The following is a 14,041-nucleotide window of genomic DNA, read 5'->3' on the forward strand; positions in this document are numbered from 1 at the left end:
GCGGTCATCGTGCTGATCTCCTTCGAGGCTTCGACACTTCGAAGATCAGCCGGTGGCCGTTCGTCTATGCGGGCACCATCCCGATGCCGGAGCAACCCCCGGATCAGGTCGAACCCGTACACCACTTCCCTGGACGCAACCAGCACCAGGCCGACGATTTGAGTGTTACCTCCAATGGAGACACACGTCGCGGTCGTCCCGCTTCCGATTCGGATTAACTGGTACGAGGCACCCGATGCGTTGGTCAGACGCCTCGGAAACCTCGACCTGACGTTCAATCAACAGCTCGGCAGTGAGCGTCACGTGAGTATCAGTTGCGCGGTTCCATGCCCTACCAGGGACAGGAGCTATTGCGCTCCATGTGGTCTGTGATTGGCAAAACACAAGACCTCACGGCTTGCCGCGCCAAAGTCAGGCGGCGCAGGTATCCGTGCCATATCCAACTCGCCTGGTCTGCAACGATCTTGGCGGCCCCCTGACGCTCCCTCACTCAACCTGAGGTGGCACGTCCCGCGTATCGCCGACAGGACGCGCCCATTCAGCCATCGACGTCCATGGCACTCAGAACATCGTATGAGATGCGAAGTCCTGTCGGTGTTGCTCCGCGCGTTCCTTGTCCGTTCGCTTTGCGAGGCTTGGCCCACGATCGGGCCAATCAAATTCTGTTACGTCTGTGCGCAATTAATGTTCCGACGCAAAGCAGGTCAACCGACTCATCCGAGAAAGAGGACGGTATGCAAAAGAGCGTGCGGCTTGGAATTGCGGCGGTCGTGGCCGTGATCTCCGTGGGTGTGGGCATGTCCACCGCCCACGCGGACGACCGGCACAACGACTCCGTGCCGAGCACGATCAACGACGAAGGCGACACGATCGTGTACGGCCATGGCAACAGCATTGCCGGGCGCGACAACCTGGTCGGCTCCGGGCACACCGCAGGCACCGGCCACGTCGTGGGCACGGGCCACATCGTGGGCACGGGCCACGTCGTGGGCACGGGCAACGTCGCAGGTACGGGCAACGTCACGGGTACGGGCTACGTCGTCGGCGGCCCGGGTGCCGAGGCCCCCGGTACCCCGGCGCGGCCCTACGGACGGGTGGTCAGCCCCGTGGGCATCAACCTGAGGGAGCGGCCGACGACCAACTCGCCCGTACGCGGGACGCTCGCGTACGGGGACGAGGTCGGACTGGATTGCAAGGTTCGCGGCCAGTCCATCAACGGCAACGACCTCTGGTACAAGTTGAGGGACCGCACCGTCTGGGCCGCGGCCCGGTACGTTCAGAACTTCGGCGATGTCCCCTTCTGCGCGTCCCCGGCGCAGGGGCTTTCGGATGAGGACCTGGAGCCGATCGAGCAGGACTGGAACTCGGTCACTCCGCTGGGATAACCCCGGATCGGATTCGCATTTCCGCCGCCAACCCGCTTGCTGCGGAAGGGTGGAGGCGTCGCGCCTCTGTAGTCGGTGAACCATGCACCTTCACAAGGGTCCGGCGCCTCCATCGGACGGAATGGCGAGACAAGGCAAGGGCAGGACGTTGCGCGGCCCCCGCAGGGTAGGTCAGAGGAGCGGGCGTTCGTAGACGAGATCCTTCGTGGCGCGCCACTCGGTCGTAGAAACCGCGCGCAGTGGACTTTTCTTCGCGCGTCTGCCAGTACAGCTTCTCCGCACCCGCCTTCCGGACCGCGTCGGCCGTTACCCCCATGAGTACCCTGCCCACCCCACGTCCTCGGGCGGGGGAGGTGAAGAGGTCCTCAAGTCAGCAGTAGGTGCCCTGGACTCAGGTCGACCGGTGCCGTGAGTGGAAGCGCGCGCGTGAACGCGACGGCATGGTCAGCAGTTCTTTCGCCGACATGCACGCCGGAAAGATCGAGACATCGATCCTGCTCCACTCGGAGCCTTCGCTTGTGGGACCGGCCATGAGACCGCGGACCATGACGGGGACGAACGGCCATTCATGTTGACGGAAGGCATGAAGGCGTACACCGAAACCGGGGTCATCGGCTTCCCCTCGTACGCCACGGCCGAGAAGGGCAACGAGGTCCTAGCGAGCCTCGTAGAGGACTTTGCCGAGCAGCTGCACGTTCTCGGCGAGTGAGACACAGCGCAGCGGGCCACCACAGCAATCCCGGGGGCGTGCTGCGTCCCTGCGGCCGGAGTCCTCAACCTCGCGACCTTGACCCGGATGTTTCTATTGGGGCCGTCTGTGGGCCGTCCGAGGGCGGCCCAGGTCGAGCAATGACGACCATCGACGACGACAACCACCCAGCTCCCCGGTGGGATGTGAGGCAATGCCGCACCCCGGCGCACGAACCGATCGATATCAGCGCTACTGATCCGTACGCGCTTCGCCCGCCCCCTTGTTGCCACCCCGCGAGCATGTGAACATGAGAGTCCCCAAGCTTGTGAACTTGTGAATCCCTTCACGTGGCGATGCGGGCACGGGGAAGCTGTCGCGCCGGGAAGCGGCGTGCGGATTCACAGGTCCAGCGGACACGAAAGAGGTGGCTCCATCCATGCTCGTCCGTGAAGCCATGAGCACGGTGGTCCTCACCATCGGCCCCACCCACACGCTCCGCCAGGCGGCCCGGCTGATGGCCGGCCGCAGGGTCGGGGCGGCCGTGGTCCTCGACACCGACACCAGCGGGCTCGGCATCATCACCGAGCGCGACATCCTCAACTCCGTAGGCGCAGGACAGGACCCCGACCAGGAGACGGCACACGCCCACACCACCACCGACGTGGTCTTCGCCGCCCCCGAGTGGACCCTGGAGGAGGCCGCATCAGCCATGTGCCGCGGCGGATTCCGCCATCTGATCGTCCTCGACGACCACGAACCCGTCGGGGTCGTCTCCGTCCGCGACATCATTCGCTGCTGGGTCCCCGCCGGATCCCGGCCTTCCGTACTGGCGGGCTGAGCGGGCCCACCGGGGGGACAGCGGCCGGGATGCGGTCCCACCAGGGCTGAAACGACTCGAGGAGCCGGACTCCCCCACCGGGGGTTCGGCTTCTCGTACGCCAGGGGGCGGTCAGCCGCGCAGGGCCTGGGCCGCAGCCTCCAGCCGGATTGCCGCAGCCCTCGTCCGTCTTGCGGAAGCCGGTGATCGCGCGGCCTGCGACACCTCTCACGGAGCGCGCTGGCTGCTGTCGGGGGCGAGGCGGCAGTCTTGTTCATGCGGCGGTACGAGGCGGGGATGCCGCGGTCACCGAGCAGCCAGGTCACCTGGTGGGTGGACTCAGAGAGGGCCTCCCTCAGAAGCCCCAGAGGTCGTCCGCCGCCTACTGCAGGGCGGCGTACGGGTCCCGCTCCTGGGCCCACGCTGGTGAAATGCCGAAAACAATCCCATATTGGACCTAGTCCAAGTTGAGAAGATGCCGAATACCATACCCATTCGGGGCGGGGTTCCCTCACTGTTAGGCTGAATGTCATGAGTGACCTGCTGGAACGACTTCGTGCACGCGGCTGGCGGCTCACCGCCCAGCGGCGAGTCGTGGCCGAGGTTCTCGATGGGGACCACGTCCACCTGACCGCCGACGAGGTCCACGCACGCGCCGCCGAGCGCCTGCCCGAGATCTCGCGCGCGACCGTCTACAACACGCTGGGCGAACTCGTCTCGCTCGGCGAAGTGATCGAAGTCAGCACGGACCGCCGCGCCATGCGCTACGACCCGAATGCGCACCACCCGCACCAGCACCTGGTGTGCGCGAAGTGCGGAACGGTGCGCGACGTCCACCCGGGCGGCAATCCGCTCGCCGATCTCCCCAACGAGGAGCGCTTCGGCTTCGCCGTGTCGGGCGTCGAGGTCACGTACCGCGGCCTCTGCCCGAGTTGCCGCGCCGCCGCCTGAGCCACCGCTTCACCGATGCCGTCGGCGAACCAAGCGCCCAGCCACGCTCCGTGAGCCGTGACCATGGCTTCGTACCGGGCTCGCGCCTCCTCACCGCTCTGAGCAGGCCGAAGGCCCGGATCCCTGGGGACCCGGGCCTTCGTTCTCGTAGCGGGGACAGGATTTGAACCTGCGACCTCTGGGTTATGAGCCCAGCGAGCTACCGAGCTGCTCCACCCCGCGTCGGTGACCACAACCTTAGCCGTACGCCACGGACCAGCGCAAATCGTCTCGGAGGGCTCCTCCGGCCGAGGCCCGTCGCTCGCACGCCCTCCCCCCCGCTCCACCCACCGCAGGAGGTGGGCGGGACTGAGGCGTCCGCGCCGTCCGCGGCAGTGCTAAGCCGTCAGTTCCTGCTGCAGCGCATCCCGCAGACGGGCCGCACGCTCGGCGACCTCCGGCGGGCCCTTCTCGACCGCACGCGAGCACCAGTGCTGCGCCTCCGCCAGCTCCCCGCGGCGGGCGGCGAGCAGCGCGAGCCGCAGTGCCGCACGGCCGTGGCCGGCCGATGCCGCCCGGGTCCACCAGAGGGCCGCCTCCGGCTCGCTGCCCTCGCGGGCAAGGAGCAGCCCGAGGTTGAACGCGCCGTTGCGGCTGCCCGCCTCGGCGGCGATGCGGTACCACCGAGCGGCCTCTGCCGAGTCGCCGCGGAATGCCGCGATCATCCCGCAGCGCACTTGCGCACGGCGGTGCCCCTGCTCGGCCGCTCGCTCGTACCACTCCTCGCACTCGGTCGTCCCGCCATCCCCCTCCTCGGGGCGCTGCCGCCGCTCGAGCAGGGCGCCCAGCCGAAAGGCGGCCTCCGCGCTGCCGCCGCCCGCCGCGCACCGCAGGTGGCTCTCGGCGTCCCGCTCGTTGCCGTCCCGCAGCAGGGCGATGGCCACCTGGAGGGCGGCGTCGGTGTGACCGGCCGCGGCGGCGCGCTCGTACCACCGCAGCGCGGTGCGGTCGTCGTCCCGACTGGCATGCAGAATCCCGAGGTTGAACGCCGCGTCGACGCTGCCCGCCTCGGCCGCCTTGGAGAACCACGGCTCGGCGCCCGCCGCGTCGCCGCGCTGCAGCAGCAGAACGGCCAGTGCATTGGCGGCTTCCCGGTGCCCGGCATAGGCGGCGCGGCGGTACCACTGCTCCGCCTGCGCCGTACGGTCCTGATCGGCGCAGAGCAGCCCCAGGTTGTACGCGCCGTTGACGTCGCCCGCGTCCATCGCGGCGCGGTACCAGCGCTCCGCCGTCTGCGGCTCGCCGCGGTCGGCGTGCAGCGCGCCCAGGGCGTTGGCCGCGTTGCCGTCCCCGCCCTGGGCGGCCCGGCGCCACCAAATGGCGGCACTGTCGGTGTCACCGGCGTCCCGCAGCAGGAAGCCCAGCGCACAGGCCGCGCGTGCCTCTCCGTCCTTGGCGGCGGTCAGGTACCAGCGGCCGGCCTCCTCCGTCTCGCCGCGCTCCTCCAGGAGAGTGCCCAGGTACAGGGCAGCGCGCCGGTGTCCGCGTGCGGCGGCCTGCCGGTACCACTGCTCCGCCTCGGCCGCGGCGTCTGCGTGCTCCCCGTCCTCGGGCAGCGCACCGTCCTCCGCCGCCGCGCCCCGGCGCACGCCGCCGGCGGGCACGGTGCCGGAGCGCGAGACGTCCCGGTCGGCCGGCTCCACACCCAGGACGTCGCGCCCGGCGTCGACGTGGGACCGCTGGTCCAGGGTGCGCGCGAGACGGTACGCGGCCTCTCTGTGCCCCTGATCCGCAGCGGCACGGAACCATCGCTCGGAGCCGACGTCGCTGCGGTGCTCCAGCAGATCGGCCAGTGCGTACGCGCCGAGCGCGTGACCCGATTCGGCCGACTGCCGCAGCCAGTACTCGGCTGACGGCTCGTCACCACGCTCCCGGTAGTGGCGGCCGAGCGCATGAGCCGCGGCCGCGGAGCCGGCGACGGCGGCGATCCGCCACCAACCGGCCGCCTCGTCCGCGTAGCCCCGCTGGTGCATCAGGACGCCCAAGTTGTTCGCCCCGGCCCGGTCGCCCGCACTGGTCGCGGCGCGCAGCAGGGGCTCGGCGCCGTCGAGGTCCCCCCGGCGCAGCAGGAGCGCGCCCAGAACGCTCATCGACTCGGTGCTGCCGGCCTCGGCAGCCCGGCGGTGACGTGCCTCCTCGGCGGCCTGAGCTGCCGGGAAGCCGGCGGCCGGGTCGGTGGCGATGTCGGCGGTGGTGTCCTCACGAGTCGTGGTGGATTCGGGCACGGCAGGGGCCCGCTCGTCGCCGGGCGGGTCCGCAAACCGACCTGATTCCAACAGAATTGCCTTGTCCCCCATAAGGGCCATCGTCGCACCACCTGCAACCTGCGTACACCTGGTATGCCGCAGCCAGTGAAGTCACTTCGGCGTTTTGTCGACTTCCCGACACGGCTACATACCAAACTCCGTTACACAGGTGTCCCCCACACAAGCGAAGGACCCGGAGTCTGTTGACTCCGGGTCCTTCTGTCGTAGCGGGGACAGGATTTGAACCTGCGACCTCTGGGTTATGAGCCCAGCGAGCTACCGAGCTGCTCCACCCCGCGTCGTTGTGCGTTCACTCTAGCACGGTGCGGGGTGGCGCTCCCTCAATTGTCCTACCGGCCCGGCTTCTCCCCGGCCGACTTACCGTCACCCTTCTGGTCGGCCTTGGCCTCCGCGTCGGCGGCCCGCTTCAGGGCCGCCTGCAGGTCGTCCTGTGCCTTGCCGTACCCGGTCCAGTCCTGTTCCTGGAGCGCCTTCTGCCCGGCCTCGAACGCCTTCTGCGCATCGTCGAGCGCCTCACGTACCGTCGGATCCTGGGACGGTGGTTGCTCCGTGCCCGGCGGCTCCGTCGGACTCGGCCGGCTCGGCCCCTGCTCCCCGAAGACCTCGTCGAGCGCTTCGACGAGGGTGTTCCGGAAGGCCGTCTGGTCGTTGTAGGAGACCAGAACCTTCCTCAGAAGCGGGTAGTTGGTGCCGGCACCCCGGACGTAGACCGGCTCGACATAGAGCAATCCTCCGTCCATCGGCACGGTCAGCAGGTTGCCGTACTCGACCTCCGAGTCGCCTCTCTTGAGGATGTTGATCTCGTTGGCGATGTCGGTGTCCGAGTTGAACTTGGACTGCACCTGCTGCGGTCCCGACACCGTGGTGTTGGACGGCAGTTTGAGGATTCTGATCCTGCCGTAGTCGGGACTCTTCGCGTCCGCGTCGACCGCCATGAAGGCGCCGAGGTTCTCCCGTCCCTTGGGCGTGAAGGTGGTGGACAGCGAGAACGTCTGCGCCTGCTGGTCCGGCATCTTCATGCTGAGGTAGTACGGCGGCACCGCGTTCCCCGACTTGGTCGTCGGGTCGTTCGGGACCTGCCACACCTCACTGCCGCTGTAGAACTGCACGGAGTTGGTGACGTGGTAGCGCGTCAGCAGCTCGCGCTGCACCTTGAACAGGTCCTGCGGGTACCGCAGATGCTGCATCAGGTCCGGGTCGATCGAGCTCTTCGGCTTCACGGTCCCGGGGAACGCCTTCTTCCAGGTCTTGAGGACCGGGTCCTTGGTGTCCCACTCGTACAGCTTCACCTTGCCGTCGAATGCGTCGACCGTCGCCTTCACCGAGTTGCGGATGTAGTTGACCTGGTTCTGCTGCGCGACCACGGCCCGCTGGCCGTCGGTCAGGGAGTCGGCCGTGGTGTCCCCCAGCGTCGTACGCGAGGAGTACGGGTAGCCGTTGGAGGTCGTGTAGGCGTCGACGATCCACTGGACACGGCCGTCGACCACCGCAGGATAGGCGTCACCGTCGATGGTCAGCCAGGGAGCGACGGACTCCACCCGCTCCTTGGGAGTGCGGTTGTAGAGGATCCGCGAACCCTCGCCGATCGCCCCGGAGTAGAGGATCTGCGGCTCGTTGAACGCCACCGCGTACGCCGCGCGGTTCACCGGGTTCGAGAGGTTCACACCGCTCTTGCCGGTGTAGCTGTACAGCTTCTCGCCGCTCGCGTCGGAGTAATCGAGCTCCTTCTGCGGGCCGCCCACGATCGAGTACTGCGAGGTCTTCTCGCCGTAGTAGATGCGCTGTTCGTACGTGCCCAGGTCGCCCTTGGCTGGCAGGTCGGACTCGGTGAAGTCGGGGGCGCCGCCGGACTTGGTCTGCGTGCCCTTCGCCGTCACCGCGCCGTAGCCGTGGGTGTACTTGAAGTGGTCGTTGATCCAGTTGCGCTCGGGGATGCCGCTGATGTCCAGCTCGCGCAGACCGATGACGGTGTCCTGCTCCTTGCCGTCCTCCTTGTAGCGGTCCACGTCCAGCGTGCCCGGGAAGCCGTAGTAACCACGCACCTGCTGGAGCTGCTGGAAGGTGGGCGAGACCACGTTCGGGTCCAGCAGACGCATGCTCGCCGTGGTGTCGGCGTCGGCCCGCAGCTTCGCGTTGTCCTTGGTGTTGCTGACGCCGGTGTAGTCCGAGACCTTCGCTCCGGTGATGCCGTACGCCTCGCGTGTGGCATCGATGTTCTTCTGGATGTACTCCGCTTCCTTGGCCTGCTCGTTGGGCTGGACCTGGAACTTCTGCACGATGGCCGGGTAGAGGCCGCCGATCAGGACCGCGGACAGCACCATCAGGCCGAAGCCGATGACCGGAAGCTGCCAGGTACGCCGCCAGAGCGTGGCGAAGAAGAGCACCGCGCAGATGACCGCGATGCAGAAGAGGATCGTCTTCGCCGGCAGATAGGCATTGGCGTCGACGTACTTCAGACCAGTCCAGTTGTCGGTCGACTTCAGGTCACTGGACTTCACGGCGAGGCCGTACCGGTCGAGCCAGTAGGCCACGGCCTTCAGCGAGACGAAAATCCCGAGCAGCACCGAGAGGTGGCCCGTGGCGGCTGCGGTGGCGCGCGCACCCGGACTCGTGATCCGCAGGCCCCCGTAGAGGTAGTGCACCAGAGCCGCGGAGATCAGGCTCAGCACTGTCGCCGCGAAGCCGAAGCCGAGCAGGAAGCGGTACCAGGGGAGGTCGAACGCGTAGAACGACACGTCCATGCCGAACTGCGGGTCCTTGGAGCCGAACGGGACCCCGTTGACCCACAGGAGCCAGGTGCGCCACTGCCCGGAGGCGGACGCACCCGCGATCAGCCCGACGAGGGCGGTGACCCCGAGCAGCACCCACTTCTTGTACGGCGCGATGCTCATCCGGTAACGGTCGAGGCTCTGCTGCTCCACGGACATCGCGCTCAGGGGCGGGCGCAGGCGGTGCGCCAGCCAGATGTTGAGCCCGACGGCCACGGCCATCAGCAGGCCGAACACGAAGAAAAGCCCGATCTTGGTCCACAGCGTGGTGGAGAAGACCGAGGAGAATCCGACCGAGCGGTACCAGAGCCAGTCCGTCCAGAACCCGGCGAACATGACAAAGAGCATCGCCAGCACGGCGAGCACACCCAAGGTCATGAGCAGGGTCCGGACGCGGCGGGACGGCCGGCCGACTCTGATCCGTGGACCCGTCGGGCCTCCCCCACGGTCCGGCATCTGGAAAGCCAAGGTGCGCACCTCGAAGTTCGCTGTCGTATGAGCAGGCCCCGCGATAGTAGGGCCCACCCATGCAACTTACTCAAGCTTTACTCGGTTCCCGGTTCGAGTTACGAACAGGGCAAGATACCGACCATGTCCAATGTCTCCTCCGGAACGCCGATGGCCGCCAGCCCCCTGACCCGCGCCGTGCTCGAGATCGACGAGTACGCCTCGGGGCTCGGCTGGGACCAGCCCGCCCGCCTCTTCGCCCTCGTGGACACCGATCAGCTCCGCGCCCAGGAGCCCGGCCTCGCCGACCAGCTCGGCATCGACAACGACGTGGAAGCCACGCTGACGCCGGTGGAACAGGACGAGCTGCCCGCCGGCACCCCGCTCGACGAGTTCCTCGCCACGATCGCCTGGCCCGATGCCGTGGTCGGCTGCGCCCTGACCGTCGAACGGCTGCTGCTGCCGCCCTCGGCTGAGGCCTCCGTGCCCGAGGACCTGGACGAGGCGCGGCTGCAGGCGTGGGTGGCCGAGCACCCTGACCGCCAGGAGGTGAGGTTGACGGTGGCCGTGCTGCGGGACGGTGCGCGCGAGACGGCCCTTCGCCTGCGGGAGAAGGACTCCCCGACCGAGGTGCTCACCGGATCCGACCTGGTGCCGGGGCTGGCCGGTGCTCTGGCCGCGACCTTCGAGGAGTAGGCCGCGGCACGATCGCCGGGCGGCCGCGCCGCCGCGGCCGCCGCTGGTCCGCGCCTTGGGACGTACCGTCCGATCCGACCGGGTTCCGTAGGAGCGGGCTCCCTAACGGCGGGTTCCGTAGGAGCGGGCTCCGTAACGGCGGATTCCTTGGGGGGCAGGTTCCGAGGGGCGGCCGGGGCGTGGCGCACCACCGACCGACGGTCAGCCCGTCAGCACGTCAGCCGGTCGGCCCGTCAGCCGGTCAGCCCGTTGTGCAGCGCTCCAGGTCACCCGTGTCGCCGGTGCGGATCTGCTTGAGCGACTTCACGGCATCGTCGATCGTGCCCACCTTGACGAGCGTGAGTCCCGGGGGCACGTCCCGCGCCGCCGCGGCGCAGTTGTCTTCGGGCGTCAGAAAGTACTCCGCCCCCTTGGCTCGGGCGCCGACGGTCTTCATCTGGATCCCACCGATCGGCCCGACCTTGCCAGCGTCGTCTATCGTGCCCGTCCCCGCCACGAAGTTGCCGCCCGTCAGGTCACCGGGCGTCAGCTTGTCCACGATGCCGAGCGCGAACATAAGCCCCGCACTCGGCCCGCCCACGTCGGCGAGCTTGATGTCGATCTGGAACGGGAAGGTGTGGTCCGTCCCCGCCTGGATGCCGACGATCGCCCGGTCGTTGTCGGGAGCCTTACGCGTCGTGATGCTGAGCGTCTCACGGGTCGACGGCTCCGGCTTACGGGCCTTCTCCGCCGCCGCGGCTGCCTTCGCCGGAATGATGGTGAAACTCACCTTCTGGCCCGGCCTGTGCTGCGTGACCAACTTCGCCACATTCCCCGGCTTCGTCACCGGCTTCCCGTCCACCGCCTTGATCACATCGCCCGCGTGGAGTGTGCCCTCGGCCGGGCTGTCCTTCACGACCGACGCCACGACCACGCGCGCCGCGACCGGGATGTCCAGCACCTTCATGGCCGCGACCTTGGCGCTCTCCTGGGACTGGCTGAACTCCTCCGCGTTCTCCTGGTTGGCCTGCTCGGCCGTCTGACCGTCCGGATAGAGCGTGCTGTGGGGGACCACGGCGTCGTCGCGGGAGAGCCAGCCGGCGACCGCCTCCACGAGGTTCATCCGGTAGTCGGCACCGGTCACCCGGACCGTCGTCATATTCAGATGCCCGGTCGCCGGATACGTCTTGCGCCCCGAGATCTGAAGGACCGGCTCCCCACCGTGATCACCGAGGGTGTTGACCGTCGGGCCCGGAGACATCTCCGAGTAGGGGACGGGGATGAGCACACCCGCGCACAGCAGGGCGATGAGCATCAGGGTGGAGGCGAGCATCGTCGCGGTGCGGCGTGGCATGTGAACGACAGTACGGGACTGGTCCGACAGTGCACTCCGAGGGCCGGTCCCCGCGGGGATGCCCGGGACCGCGGAGCGCGGGGCGCCGGTGCTCAGGCTGCCGCGTCGGAGTCGGACGCCGTCGTCGATGCCGCGGCTGCCGCGGCGGGAGCCGCCTCCTGCCCGTCCGGCCCGTCCGGCCCCGACCGGGAACGCTCCATCGCCTCACGGAAGCGCTCGTATCCGGCCAGCTCGGCCACATCGCCGACCTTGCGATTGCGCGAGGCCCAACGCGCCCACAGCGCGGCAACGACGGCCGCGACGACCGGAATCAGCAACCAAGCGAGCGCCGCCATACCGGCCTCCCGACCCCATGCACAACGAGAACCGACAACCGCAACTGACTGATCAGCAGATTAACCATCCGCCTGATCAACGCTCGCGGCGGGGGGTGAGTTACGCAACCGGAGACGAATCGTCAGTGCGCCATACGGGTCCGCTTGCCCTCGAACGACGTTGCCATGCCCATGGGATGGGGCGTCGGTGCGACCCGCCCGAGACGGGCCCCGGTACGATCGTTACCGACCCAGGACGAAGGCGCTACGCGCCGCCCTTCCCAATCGTCACCCCTGAAGCGACGGCTCCCCGCCCGCCAGCGGCCCCTTCCGGCGTGACAACGCTAGGCGCCACCCTCCCGATCGTCACCCTGAAGCGACGGCCTACACCCGTCACCCGACCACCACCCCAGAAGGACAGCGCTACGCGCCGACCCACCCACCCGTCACCCGACCACCACCCCAGAAGGACAGCGCTACGCGCCGACCCATTCTTCTGTGCCGTCGGTGAATTGCTGGTGCTTCCAGATGGGGACCTCGGACTTGAGGTCGTCGATCAGGCGGCGGCAGGCCGTGAACGCCTCCGCGCGGTGGGGGCATGCGACCGCGACAACGACCGCCAGGTCACCCACGGAGAGGTCGCCCACCCTGTGGACGGCCGCCAGGGCGCGTACGGGAAAGTCCGCCGCCACCTTCTCTGCCACGCGCCACAGCTCCGCCTCGGCGGACGGATGGGCGGAGTAGCCGAGAGCCTCCACGTCCGACCCTCCATCGTGGTCCCGCACTGTGCCGACGAACAGCGCGATGCCGCCTGCGGAATCCTCTCCCACGGCCGCGAGCACCTCATCGACGGACAGCGGAGTGTCCCGGATCCCGAGGAGGCGGATCGGGTCGGAGGCCGGCGCCTCGCCAGGGTGGCCGTACGTGGGTTCCATAGCCTCCATCGTGCCGTACCCCTGGCAATATAGGAATCCCGGCCATCCGCATTGCGGAAAGCGAATTCCAGAACTCTTTTTCTGCCGATCTCTCCTGGTCCGGCGCTCAGGCGCGGCGGCGGGCCTTGCGAGCACGCCGCACCAAGGCAGCCGTGCCCACGAGCGCGACAGTGGCGCCGGCGGCGCCGAGCGTGGTCGCGTCCTTGCGGCCGAGACGGCGGCCCGCGACCGTGTGCCGGCCCGCGACCTCCTCCAGCAGCTCCGCGAGGACCTCCTCGTTCGTCCACTGCGGCCGCCACCCGGCGTCATGGAGCCGGCTGCCGCTGACCACCCAGGGGTGCATGGTGTACGCCAGGTCCCCCGCTGGTGACGGGGTGAGGCCGAGCCGGTGCAGCCGCGACGCGGCGCCGAGGGCGACTGCGGACGGCAGTTCCATGCGCCGGATGCCCGTCAGCTCCTCGACCTCCCCCTGTTCCAGCCAGCCATCGCAGCCGACCGCCAGCTCGCCTTCGACCTTCTCCAGCGCCGCGTACTCCAGGGCGCTCGCCAGGTCCTCGATGTGGCAGAACTGCCAGGTGGGGCGTGACCCCGCGACGACCAGCAGGCGGGGCGACTCGAAGTAGCGGGTGAAGGCGGTGTCGGTACCGCCCACTAGGACGGCAGGCCGGACCACCGTGACATTGAGGCCGGGATGCGCCCGCGGCGCGCGGCGGCTCAGTCGTTCGATCTCCAGCAGATCGCCCACGCCGGTGGCCTCCGCCGTCGCCCGCAGTTCGGCGTCCTCGGCCAGCGGCACGTCGTTGTCGGGCAGTGCGCCGTAGACCATGGCCGAGGTGCACAGCACGACACGGTGGACACCCGCGGCCGCGGCCGCGGTGAGCACGGTCTGCGTACCGCGGACGTTGTACGCGGTGCGGGCCGCCGGGTCGGTGCCGAGGTCGAGGTCGAGCGCGAGATGCACGACCACGTCGCAGCCGCGCAGCTTGTCCGCGATCGCCGGGTCCCGGACGTCCAGCAGATGCCACTGTGCCTCGGTCACGTCACCGCGGCGCTCGTCGATCGCCACGACCTGCTTGATGTCCTCGGACGCCGCCAGCCGCTGCGTGAGGACGGCGCCGACGCCTGAGGCGGCGCCGGTGACCGCGACGACGGGCCGGCGCGCGGATCCGGCAGCGCCGTTTCGCGCTGCGCGAACTTCTCGGTCTTGGGAACTCACCGGGCGGCTCCAGCGGTTGTCTTCAGTACGTACGGGCAGTAACGCGTACGTACCAGGTGGGTCCATCCTGCCGCAGGCTTCCGGGCAGCCAAGCACCGAGCCTAGAGGTGGACAGGGTGTCTACGCTGGGTGTGTTGTCGGGCAGTCGCCGCCGGCCGGGCCGGCGGCCCTACGAGCCGAGG

The 14,041-nt window shown here is 68.8% G+C and carries 11 protein-coding genes, 2 tRNA genes and 1 pseudogene; 5 read left to right on the forward strand and 9 right to left on the reverse strand.

The features are described 5' to 3' along the window. Positions 1–746: 746 nt before the first annotated feature. Positions 747–1,385 (forward strand): SH3 domain-containing protein, encoded by a 639-nt coding sequence (locus tag AB0M26_RS28070; RefSeq protein WP_365265236.1) that lies wholly within the window; start codon positions 747–749, stop codon positions 1,383–1,385. On the opposite strand, the pseudogene AB0M26_RS28075 reads toward AB0M26_RS28070, so the two are convergent. Beyond that, positions 1,369–1,722: pseudogene (locus tag AB0M26_RS28075) on the reverse strand (hypothetical protein); the annotation flags it as partial. The gene AB0M26_RS28070 and the pseudogene AB0M26_RS28075 sit on opposite strands and share 17 nt — an antisense overlap. Before the next feature lie 231 nt (positions 1,723–1,953). Here AB0M26_RS28075 and AB0M26_RS28080 point away from each other — a divergent pair. The 3 genes from AB0M26_RS28080 to AB0M26_RS28090 all read left to right on the forward strand — a co-directional run bounded on the left by AB0M26_RS28080 (position 1,954) and on the right by AB0M26_RS28090 (position 3,844). Then, positions 1,954–2,094, forward strand: coding sequence for a hypothetical protein (locus AB0M26_RS28080; RefSeq protein WP_365265238.1), 141 nt, complete (start codon positions 1,954–1,956; stop codon positions 2,092–2,094). Between the two features lie 418 nt (positions 2,095–2,512). Next, a complete protein-coding gene (locus AB0M26_RS28085; RefSeq protein WP_365265240.1) occupies positions 2,513–2,914 on the forward strand; it encodes a CBS domain-containing protein in 402 nt (133 codons plus the stop codon). Between the two features lie 510 nt (positions 2,915–3,424). Then, positions 3,425–3,844 carry a Fur family transcriptional regulator gene (locus AB0M26_RS28090; protein WP_365265242.1) on the forward strand — a complete coding sequence of 140 codons (420 nt, stop codon included), beginning with the start codon at positions 3,425–3,427 and terminating at the stop codon, positions 3,842–3,844. A 148-nt stretch (positions 3,845–3,992) separates the two neighbouring features. Here AB0M26_RS28090 and AB0M26_RS28095 read toward each other — a convergent pair. From AB0M26_RS28095 to AB0M26_RS28110, 4 genes are all read right to left on the reverse strand, one after another. Then, positions 3,993–4,066: transfer RNA gene (locus AB0M26_RS28095), tRNA-Met, on the reverse strand. A 155-nt stretch (positions 4,067–4,221) separates the two neighbouring features. Further along, the gene (locus AB0M26_RS28100; protein ID WP_365265244.1) at positions 4,222–6,189 is read right to left on the reverse strand and encodes a sel1 repeat family protein; all 1,968 of its coding nucleotides are present in this window, start codon (positions 6,187–6,189) and stop codon (positions 4,222–4,224) included. Positions 6,190–6,354: 165 nt separating this feature from the next. Continuing rightward, positions 6,355–6,428: transfer RNA gene (locus tag AB0M26_RS28105), tRNA-Met, on the reverse strand. A 51-nt stretch (positions 6,429–6,479) separates the two neighbouring features. Next, positions 6,480–9,374 carry a UPF0182 family protein gene (locus tag AB0M26_RS28110; protein WP_365265286.1) on the reverse strand — a complete coding sequence of 965 codons (2,895 nt, stop codon included), beginning with the start codon at positions 9,372–9,374 and terminating at the stop codon, positions 6,480–6,482. A gap of 135 nt (positions 9,375–9,509) precedes the next feature. Here AB0M26_RS28110 and AB0M26_RS28115 point away from each other — a divergent pair, with 135 nt between their 5' ends. After that, the gene (locus AB0M26_RS28115; protein ID WP_365265246.1) at positions 9,510–10,061 is read left to right on the forward strand and encodes a PPA1309 family protein; all 552 of its coding nucleotides are present in this window, start codon (positions 9,510–9,512) and stop codon (positions 10,059–10,061) included. A 241-nt stretch (positions 10,062–10,302) separates the two neighbouring features. Here the strand turns inward: AB0M26_RS28115 and AB0M26_RS28120 are convergent, their stop codons facing one another. The 4 genes from AB0M26_RS28120 to AB0M26_RS28135 all read right to left on the reverse strand — a co-directional run bounded on the left by AB0M26_RS28120 (position 10,303) and on the right by AB0M26_RS28135 (position 13,859). Then, entirely contained in the window at positions 10,303–11,394 is a 1,092-nt protein-coding gene (locus AB0M26_RS28120) for a PDZ domain-containing protein (RefSeq protein WP_365265248.1), read from the reverse strand. A gap of 92 nt (positions 11,395–11,486) precedes the next feature. Beyond that, a complete protein-coding gene (locus tag AB0M26_RS28125; RefSeq protein ID WP_365265250.1) occupies positions 11,487–11,729 on the reverse strand; it encodes a hypothetical protein in 243 nt (80 codons plus the stop codon). Positions 11,730–12,184: 455 nt separating this feature from the next. Continuing rightward, a complete protein-coding gene (locus tag AB0M26_RS28130; RefSeq protein WP_365265252.1) occupies positions 12,185–12,643 on the reverse strand; it encodes a molybdenum cofactor biosynthesis protein MoaE in 459 nt (152 codons plus the stop codon). Between the two features lie 106 nt (positions 12,644–12,749). After that, complete coding sequence (locus tag AB0M26_RS28135) at positions 12,750–13,859, reverse strand: SDR family oxidoreductase (RefSeq protein WP_365265254.1); 1,110 nt, start codon at positions 13,857–13,859, stop codon at positions 12,750–12,752. Positions 13,860–14,041 lie beyond the last annotated feature (182 nt).

This window comes from Streptomyces sp. NPDC051776 (assembly GCF_040681345.1).
Lineage (GTDB): Bacteria > Actinomycetota > Actinomycetes > Streptomycetales > Streptomycetaceae > Streptomyces.

What these genes read in the sequence shown, in the direction of transcription:
- AB0M26_RS28100 (WP_365265244.1), bottom strand. Translation starts at nt 6,189, where the DNA reads ATGGCCCTTATGGGGGACAAGGCAATTCTGTTGGAATCAGGTCGGTTT.
- AB0M26_RS28130 (WP_365265252.1), bottom strand. Translation starts at nt 12,643, where the DNA reads ATGGAACCCACGTACGGCCACCCTGGCGAGGCGCCGGCCTCCGACCCG.
- AB0M26_RS28115 (WP_365265246.1), top strand. Translation starts at nt 9,510, where the DNA reads ATGTCCAATGTCTCCTCCGGAACGCCGATGGCCGCCAGCCCCCTGACC.
- AB0M26_RS28110 (WP_365265286.1), bottom strand. Translation starts at nt 9,374, where the DNA reads ATGCCGGACCGTGGGGGAGGCCCGACGGGTCCACGGATCAGAGTCGGC.
- AB0M26_RS28125 (WP_365265250.1), bottom strand. Translation starts at nt 11,729, where the DNA reads ATGGCGGCGCTCGCTTGGTTGCTGATTCCGGTCGTCGCGGCCGTCGTT.
- AB0M26_RS28120 (WP_365265248.1), bottom strand. Translation starts at nt 11,394, where the DNA reads ATGCCACGCCGCACCGCGACGATGCTCGCCTCCACCCTGATGCTCATC.
- AB0M26_RS28080 (WP_365265238.1), top strand. Translation starts at nt 1,954, where the DNA reads ATGTTGACGGAAGGCATGAAGGCGTACACCGAAACCGGGGTCATCGGC.
- AB0M26_RS28090 (WP_365265242.1), top strand. Translation starts at nt 3,425, where the DNA reads ATGAGTGACCTGCTGGAACGACTTCGTGCACGCGGCTGGCGGCTCACC.
- AB0M26_RS28085 (WP_365265240.1), top strand. Translation starts at nt 2,513, where the DNA reads ATGCTCGTCCGTGAAGCCATGAGCACGGTGGTCCTCACCATCGGCCCC.